This is a genomic window from Fluviicoccus keumensis, assembly GCF_004217445.1.
In the GTDB taxonomy this organism is placed as follows: domain Bacteria; phylum Pseudomonadota; class Gammaproteobacteria; order Pseudomonadales; family Moraxellaceae; genus Fluviicoccus; species Fluviicoccus keumensis.
In genome coordinates this window covers 171,536-179,050 of the sequence record NZ_SHKX01000016.1, presented here as the reverse complement: position 1 = coordinate 179,050, position 7,515 = coordinate 171,536, and the positions used below count along the sequence as shown (strand labels likewise).

General features: G+C 56.2%; 9 protein-coding genes. 2 read left to right on the top strand and 7 right to left on the bottom strand.

Annotated elements, in window-relative coordinates; all coding sequences use genetic code 11:
- Positions 1-108: 108 nt before the first annotated feature.
- Positions 109-1,308 carry a tyrosine--tRNA ligase gene (tyrS, locus tag EV700_RS15910; RefSeq protein WP_130415636.1) on the bottom strand — a complete coding sequence of 400 codons (1,200 nt, stop codon included), beginning with the start codon at positions 1,306-1,308 and terminating at the stop codon, positions 109-111.
- A 53-nt stretch (positions 1,309-1,361) separates the two neighbouring features.
- On the opposite strand from tyrS, the gene EV700_RS15905 reads away from it, so the two are divergent.
- Positions 1,362-2,480, top strand: coding sequence for an anhydro-N-acetylmuramic acid kinase (locus EV700_RS15905; protein WP_278044922.1), 1,119 nt, complete (start codon positions 1,362-1,364; stop codon positions 2,478-2,480).
- Here the strand turns inward: EV700_RS15905 and erpA are convergent, their stop codons facing one another.
- The 6 genes from erpA to EV700_RS15875 form a co-directional block, all read right to left on the bottom strand.
- Complete coding sequence (gene erpA, locus EV700_RS15900; protein WP_130415632.1) at positions 2,481-2,822, bottom strand: iron-sulfur cluster insertion protein ErpA; 342 nt, start codon at positions 2,820-2,822, stop codon at positions 2,481-2,483. It lies immediately after the preceding gene.
- Between the two features lie 126 nt (positions 2,823-2,948).
- Entirely contained in the window at positions 2,949-3,968 is a 1,020-nt protein-coding gene (locus EV700_RS15895) for a putative solute-binding protein (protein ID WP_130415630.1), read from the bottom strand.
- A gap of 305 nt (positions 3,969-4,273) precedes the next feature.
- Positions 4,274-4,588, bottom strand: coding sequence for a phasin family protein (locus EV700_RS15890; RefSeq protein WP_130415627.1), 315 nt, complete (start codon positions 4,586-4,588; stop codon positions 4,274-4,276).
- A gap of 170 nt (positions 4,589-4,758) precedes the next feature.
- Complete coding sequence (locus tag EV700_RS15885) at positions 4,759-5,865, bottom strand: 5-(carboxyamino)imidazole ribonucleotide synthase (protein WP_130415625.1); 1,107 nt, start codon at positions 5,863-5,865, stop codon at positions 4,759-4,761.
- Entirely contained in the window at positions 5,862-6,371 is a 510-nt protein-coding gene (purE, locus tag EV700_RS15880; protein WP_130415623.1) for a 5-(carboxyamino)imidazole ribonucleotide mutase, read from the bottom strand. Before purE ends, EV700_RS15885 begins: the two co-directional genes overlap by 4 nt.
- 104 nt (positions 6,372-6,475) lie before the next feature.
- Positions 6,476-6,829, bottom strand: coding sequence for a DMT family protein (locus EV700_RS15875; RefSeq protein WP_130415621.1), 354 nt, complete (start codon positions 6,827-6,829; stop codon positions 6,476-6,478).
- Positions 6,830-6,942: 113 nt separating this feature from the next.
- On the opposite strand from EV700_RS15875, the gene EV700_RS15870 reads away from it, so the two are divergent.
- The gene (locus tag EV700_RS15870; RefSeq protein WP_130415620.1) at positions 6,943-7,503 is read left to right on the top strand and encodes a hypothetical protein; all 561 of its coding nucleotides are present in this window, start codon (positions 6,943-6,945) and stop codon (positions 7,501-7,503) included.
- Positions 7,504-7,515 lie beyond the last annotated feature (12 nt).

The following is a 7,515-nucleotide window of genomic DNA, read 5'->3' as shown; positions in this document are numbered from 1 at the left end:
AGCGCGTCAGCGTGGGGCGCATTATAGGCCCCCAGAATATCCTGTCAACGCATTTCACAAGCCCGGCCGCCGAACGCTCAAGTTTTGCTCCGAAATGTCAGAAGCCGGTTACTTTTGCACAATAACGCGGGCAATGGCTTTTTTACCGGCCTGAATAACGTAGGTCTTGCCAACCTCACAGCGAAAAGCCGCATCAACGTCGCCGCCATCCACAAAAACCGCCTTCCGCTGCAGAACATCACGCGCTGCCGCTGAATTCTTCGTCAGACCCGCCCGGTTCAGAACCGCACTGATCGGGAGTCCGGTCTCGCCCCCACATTCAATGACGACCTCAGGCACGTCCTCAGGAATATCACCAGGCCGAATAACATTACCCGCCGCCTTGTGCGCGCCTTCAGCGGCATCCTTGCCATGGAAGCGCTCTATGATTTCAAGGGCCAATAACTTCTTCAACTCTTGCGGGTTACGGCCTGCCGCCATTTGATTCAGCAAGCCCTCAACGTCCTCCTGGGTCCGGAAGCTTAATAACTCAAAATAGCGGGGAATTAATGTATCCGGCATGGAGAGTAATTTTTGATACATCTCCCCGGGCGCATCACTGACACCAATATAATTACCCAAAGATTTCGACATTTTCTGGACGCCGTCCAACCCCTCCAAGATTGGTAAGGTTATACACACCTGAGCCGTTTGGCTGTATTTACCCTGCAACGTGCGCCCCATCAACAGATTGAACTTCTGGTCTGTACCGCCAAGTTCAACATCTGCCTTCAATTCCACCGAGTCGTATCCCTGCAGCAAGGGGTAGAGGAATTCGTGAATGGCAATCGACTGCTGATTAGCGAAACGTTTCGAGAAGTCATCACGCTCCAGCATTCTGGTCACGGTGTACTGTCCGGCCAGATGGATCATCTCGGCGGCCGACTTCTTTGACATCCATTCCGAATTGAACACCACCCGGGTCTTTTGCGGATCCAGTATCTTGAATACCTGATCACGATAGGATTTGGCGTTTTCCGCCACTTGTTCAGCTGTCAGCGGCTTGCGCGTCACATTCTTGCCGGTGGGGTCGCCGATCATGCCTGTAAAATCACCAATCAGGAAGATCACCTCATGCCCCAGATCCTGGAACACGCGCAGCTTGTTAATCAGAACCGTATGCCCAAGATGCAGATCCGGCGCGGTAGGATCAAAACCGGCCTTGACCCGCAGCGGCCTGCCCTCCTTCAAACGCGCCAGCAAATCACTTTCCTGAATGATTTCTTCCGTTCCGCGCCGGATTAATGCAAGTTGCTGTTCTGGAGTCATGATCTCTTTCGCTACAATGCCCAAGGGAAGGGCGCATTTTAATGAGAAAAACCGTGGACGATAAAATTTATTTAGGCCTGATGTCCGGCACCAGCCTTGACGCGATTGATGCCGTCGCCGTTACATTTGAGCCCGGCTTCCGGTTGCTCGCAACAAACACCCTACCGTTGAACGAGGGGTTACGGACGCAAATCCTGTCGCTAACCCTTCCCGGCAATAATGAAATTGACCAATTAGGGGAGCTTGACAAGCAATTAGGTGAATTGTTCGCAGAATGCGCGAACCAATTGATCACTGACGGCAATATTGATCGCTCGCGCATCATGGCCATTGGTAGCCACGGTCAAACCATCCGGCACAGGCCGAGCGCCCGGCGTCCGTTCACCCTGCAGATTGGCGATCCCAATGTGATAGCCGAAAATACAGGCATCACCGTCGTGGCCGACTTCCGGAGGCGCGATATGGCCGTTGGAGGCCAGGGAGCGCCGCTCGTGCCCGCATTTCACCAAGCCATGTTCAGGTCACCGCAGCGGGATCGTGTGATACTTAACCTAGGCGGTATCGCCAACATAACAACCTTGCCGGCAGATGCCCACAGCCTTGTGCGGGGCTATGATACGGGCCCGGCGAACATCTTGATGGACGCCTGGATCCAGCACTGCCGGCAGCATGCCTATGACCGGAATGGGGCATGGGCCGCTTCAGGCAAGCTGAGGCCCGACTTATTGGGCCGGATGCTGCAACATCCCTTCTTTGACCTGCCCGCTCCAAAGAGCACGGGGCGAGAAGATTTCAATCTGGCTTGGTTGCAACAGATACTTGCGGCCGACTCGTATCCTGACGCTGATATTCAGGCGACCCTTTGCGAACTGACGGCAACCAGCGTTGCCAAAGCGATTGAATCCGAGAAGTTGGTAAGCCCGGAACTGATCTTGTGCGGCGGGGGCGCATACAACGCTCATCTGGCAGCCAGGTTGCAGGAACTGTTACCCAAGTGCCTGATCACGGATACAAGCCATTACGGATTGTCGCCTACCTGGGTCGAGGCGACCGCATTTGCGTGGCTGGCAAAGCAGACCATGGGACATCTCCCGGGTAACCTTCCCGCCGTTACAGGCGCCCGCGAGGCGCGGGTGCTGGGTGGAATCTATCCGGGAAGAATGGGGCGATAATCAGACCGAAAACGAGGACCCACATCCGCAGGTCGAGGTTGCATTCGGGTTTTTTACGATGAAACGCGACCCCTGCAAGCCCTCTTCATAATCCACTTCCGAGCCCGCCAAATACTGATAGCTCATGGAGTCAACCACCATGGTGACATCCTGATTGGTAAAAACGGAATCCATTTCACCCATGTTCTCATCAAAGGTGAATCCATACGAAAAGCCGGAGCATCCACCACCGGTAATATAGACACGCAGCTTGAGTTCCGGGTTGCCCTCCCCTTCCTTCAGCTTGCGAACTTTGGCTGCGGCCCGATCCGTCAGGATCATACCAACTGCGGCTTCTGTCATAGCACCTGCACCAACCTTAATCCGAGTAAATCAGTATGGAATTATGGGAAGTTTCACGACCTGCGTCAATCCACCTCCAATGCAAAGGCCCGGACTTGCCGGGCCTTTGGTGACGACGCTGAAGGATTATTCGTCCTGCAGAGCGCACTCGAAGCTGGCAGGATCGTGCTTGCAACGCACTTTCTTCAGCAAGGACATCATCTTCTTGTCGTAGATGCCGTCCTGCGTCAGGCTGATACGGGACTCACGCATCAGCTTGGTGTAACCCGGCTTGTCAGCATCCGGGATATCCATCCAGTACTTGGCCGGAATATCCGCCTCGGTCTTCTTGATGACACTGAAGGCGCGATCCAACTGGGTCACGACATATTCACGGCTCTTCTGGCCAAAGCCCGCCGGGAACTTCTTGGGATTGATCACGATGTCGCCGGTCAGCTGAACGATCGGGAAACGGACGATGGCACCCTTGGTACCCAGACCCTTGAACAGTTCCAAGGGCTTGAACGCCACGGCCGGGGCGGCAACGATATCCACCTGACCATTGTTGAACTTACCGGCGAAGTTGGTGATATCAGAAGCCACCGGCTGGGCGCCGATCTTCTGCACCATCTTGGCTTGGGACTTGTCATAGTCCAGCACGGCGATTTTCTTGCCGGAAGCTTTGGACAGGTTGTTGATGGCGCGGTCATTCACCAGCAGATAGCCGGCTCCCAGCGGAACCAGGCCCACAACTTCGTAGTTGTTGCTGATCATGGAGCCGGCGATCTTGGGCGAGCTCAACAGCGTCAGCACATCTTTCATGACGCTATAGCTGGGAATGGCGCCGATGGAGTCGATGCTGCCAACAAACTGGTTGAACTGGCGGCCGCGCAGACCGGTGATGCTGATGCCGTCGCACTGGCCGGCCTTGAAATCTTCGGAAGCGATACGCTCGTCAGTGTAAGCCTTGAGTTCGATATCGGCACCCCAGCCCTTAGCGGCGAGAGCGTAATCTTTCATCATGGCGTAGACGTCGCCCTGCGTGCCCAGCAAGTCAAACACACAGACCTTCTGACCAGCTTCAGCAGCAGCACTGACCATCATGCCCGCGGCCAGGGCCAACGCAGCAGCGGAACGACTCTTGAGGGAGGCGGTAATTTTTTTCATGGTGTATCCTTGTCGACGGCTTGGTTTTTACGTAACCCTGGATCACGGGTCACGCATTTTAACGTAGTCTGCCACAGCACCAAAAGCCATTTGTCTGATTGTTATGACACTCATGCAGTCATTTTGTGAGCGCGCGTGAAAAGCGTGTAACACCATACCGGCCTTGACCTTACGCGGCGTACAGGTATTACCAAAGTCAGGCAAACGAGGCTGTCGGCAAACAGGCAAAAAAAAAGGGTGGCAGGGCGCCACCCCAAAAGAGGGTTCTTTCAGCAGGCAGTCAGGGGAGGACTGCCTGTTTGCAATCAGGCAGCCTTGCGCTTCTCGCCGGAGGCAACCAGATCACCAAACAGCTTCTGGCTTTCAGCCTTCAGCGTTTCAACTTCAGACTTCAGGGTCTCGACCAGACCGAAGGCAACCAGCACAGCCTTCTTATCGGCAGCGGCCTTCTCACCGCGCGCGGCCTGACCGGCAGCTTGCAGTTTGTCGAGTTGCTTCTGGCCTTCTTCTTCAACCTTGGCAACCAAACCCAGACCAGCCAGATACACCTGGTTGCCCAGACCCTTCACGCGATCAACCAGACCGACCTGAGTTTCAGCAACGTCTTTCAATTCGCCCATGATGCTTCTCCAAAATTAAGCTTCACACACCCGGTTAATGCTGCACCCTGCAGCAACCCATGAGCGCATTCTAGGCGAAGGCTGGCGGCCACCCGCCAGGTGATTGTCGAACAAAAGTACAATCCAGGAGATTTTTTGAGGCCTCCGGCCGGAAGCCTCGAATAGGGCTGTTACAGCGCCATCCGATTCGGGAGTTCGCCCGCGATGACGTTGACGCGCTCCATCAGCGCCTGATGCGTGGGCGCGGTGACGGTAATATGCCCGAGCTTGCGGCCCGGCCTTTCCGTCTTACCGTACAAATGCAGGTGTGTTTCGGGGATCGCCAGGATAGCGGCCGTATCGGGATGGGCGCCAATGATGTTGATCATGGCGCTGGGACGGATGGGGTCGGTTACGCCGAGCGGCAGTCCGGCCACTGCGCGCATGTGGTTTTCAAACTGGGAGCAGATGGCGCCTTCGATACTCCAGTGGCCGGAGTTATGGACGCGCGGAGCGGTCTCATTGGCGACCAGACCGGTCTCGGTATCAAACATCTCCAGCGTCATGACGCCGACATGCTGCAAGTCGTTCATGATGGCGCGGATGTAAGCGTCAGCCTGCCGACTGCGCGCCTCCGGAATATCGGGGGCCGGAACCACCGAATGGGACAGGATGCCCTGATGGTGGACGTTCCACGCCGGCGGGTAACAAAGTACTTCGCCATCCTGGCCGCGCACAGCCACAATTGACAACTCGCGATGAAAGCTGACAAAAGTTTCGGCCAGCAAAGGGGCTGCCTTGCCCAACTCGTTCCAGGCGCGGCTCGCATCTTCTGCCGAGCGAACGACAAACTGTCCCTTGCCATCGTAACCGCCGGTCACTGTCTTGATCACCAACGGCAAACCCAGCTCGGCAACCGCCCGAGAAAGATCACCTTCACTGTCGACCCGGCGCCACGGCGCCGCCGGAATACCCAGACGGTCAAACAACTCTTTTTCATTCAGCCGGTTTTGTGAAACGGCCAGTGACCGCACACTGGGAAATACCGGCTTGTGACGCGCGATACTTTCCACCCAAGCGGTCGGAATATTTTCAAATTCATAGGTAAAGACATCCGCACTGGCCAGAAAAGCCTGCAGGGATTCAGCGCTGCCGGCGGCATCGCCATAGACATCACCCAAGGGCGCGGACGGGCAATCATGAATGGCGTCGTAGAAACTGAAACGCAAGTTGAAGGGATAACCGGCCAACGCCATCATCCGGCCCAACTGGCCGCCGCCAAATACACCCACTCTCATGCCTGCGCTCCGGGAATCGGGTTTTCCAGCACTTTGTCGGTCTGCTGCTGACGGAACGTTTCGATTGCTTCGACAAAGCGGGGATGCGCCGTCGATACGATCTGGGTCGCCAGCAGCGCGGCGTTCACGGCTCCGGCCTTTCCGATCGCCAAGGTTCCGACCGGCACACCGGCGGGCATCTGGACGATCGACAACAACGAATCCAGGCCATTCAGCGCCTGCGACTGGACAGGAACACCCAGCACCGGCAGCGACGTCTTGGAAGCGCACATGCCCGGCAGGTGGGCCGCTCCGCCCGCGCCGGCGATAATCACGGCAATACCGCGTTCGCGCGCGGTTTCCGCGTACCGGAACAGCTTGTCGGGCGTACGGTGCGCCGACACCACTTCGGCTTCGAAGGGAACGCCCAGCGCCCGCAGGGTGTCTGCGGCGTGCTGCATGGTTGCCCAGTCGGACTGCGAACCCATAATGATGCCTACCAGAGGCTGTGATGCTTGTGCTGTCATGCGACCGTCACTCGTAACCTGGAAACCGGAAAACCGCCGATTTTGACTAAAAAATCACAAACGGCCAAGTGTTGATACGGGTTTTATTGCATATTCGACCGCAATCAACCGCCAAATGACGGACGGAACATGAAATAGACAGCACCGAGCATGCACAGGGCGGCATAAAGGAAGTCCATCCGGAAAGGTTCCTTGAGATAAAGCAAGGCAAAAGGAATGAAGACTGACAGGGTGATGACTTCCTGCAAAATCTTCAACTGTCCAACGTCAAGAACCGTATGGCCGATGCGGTTGGCGGGCACCATCAGCAGGTATTCAAAGAAGGCGATGCTCCAGCTGGCCAGCGCCGCCACAAACCATGGGCGGTCGGACAGCGTCTTCAAATGCCCGTACCAGGCGAACGTCATGAAAACATTGGAGCACAACAATAAAAGAACCGTCTGGAAAACCGGGGGCATAATCAAGAACCTGAACGTGGCGGACTGCCTGACATAACGCAACGGGAAAACTGCTGCGCCGTCGGGCAGACTTTGAGACAATATCCTTCAAGACTAAACTCACGGCTCACCTGATGAAAGCACTCTGGTCCCTTTTCTGGCAGATCCTGCGTTTTGACCGAGGCCCCGAAGAAGCACCCAACTCTCCGATGCTGTTGCTGGGTTTGATCGCCCTGGATTATCTGCTGTCGCTGCTCAGTCAGGGTTTGTCAAAAGGCCAGGCGCACTGGGACTATGTCATCATCATTCCCCTGATTGCATTAACGGTGGAACTGGCCTCGCTGCAACTGCTCACCGCCTACAAATCCGTGCGCTACCGCTATACCCAGACCGCGACCGTCATCATCGGCTGCGATATCATCCTGACCCTGATCAGCTTGCCGCTGTCGCTGGCCGCCATGTCGATGCCTGACCGTTCTCCCCTGCTTCCCGCCTTTGGCATCCTGCAAATGGTGTTGCTGGGTTGGGGGTTGGGTTTCCGGGCTTTCGTGTATCATCGCACCATCAACATCGGACTGATCCAGGCCAACATGCTGGCCCTGGCTTTATATTTGCTGGCGCTGACCTTCATGGTCCAGGCTTTCCCCGAACTGCTGGCGCAAGCACAAGCGGCGGCCGCCGCCAGCCAGCGCTGAAACAAACGGAAT

Excerpts from the sequence above, each read along its gene's own strand:
- tyrS (WP_130415636.1), bottom strand. The coding sequence starts at position 1,308 with ATGACTCCAGAACAGCAACTTGCATTAATCCGGCGCGGAACGGAAGAA.
- erpA (WP_130415632.1), bottom strand. The coding sequence starts at position 2,822 with ATGACAGAAGCCGCAGTTGGTATGATCCTGACGGATCGGGCCGCAGCC.
- EV700_RS15895 (WP_130415630.1), bottom strand. The coding sequence starts at position 3,968 with ATGAAAAAAATTACCGCCTCCCTCAAGAGTCGTTCCGCTGCTGCGTTG.
- EV700_RS15890 (WP_130415627.1), bottom strand. The coding sequence starts at position 4,588 with ATGGGCGAATTGAAAGACGTTGCTGAAACTCAGGTCGGTCTGGTTGAT.
- EV700_RS15885 (WP_130415625.1), bottom strand. The coding sequence starts at position 5,865 with ATGAGAGTGGGTGTATTTGGCGGCGGCCAGTTGGGCCGGATGATGGCG.
- purE (WP_130415623.1), bottom strand. The coding sequence starts at position 6,371 with ATGACAGCACAAGCATCACAGCCTCTGGTAGGCATCATTATGGGTTCG.
- EV700_RS15875 (WP_130415621.1), bottom strand. The coding sequence starts at position 6,829 with ATGCCCCCGGTTTTCCAGACGGTTCTTTTATTGTTGTGCTCCAATGTT.
- EV700_RS15870 (WP_130415620.1), top strand. The coding sequence starts at position 6,943 with ATGAAAGCACTCTGGTCCCTTTTCTGGCAGATCCTGCGTTTTGACCGA.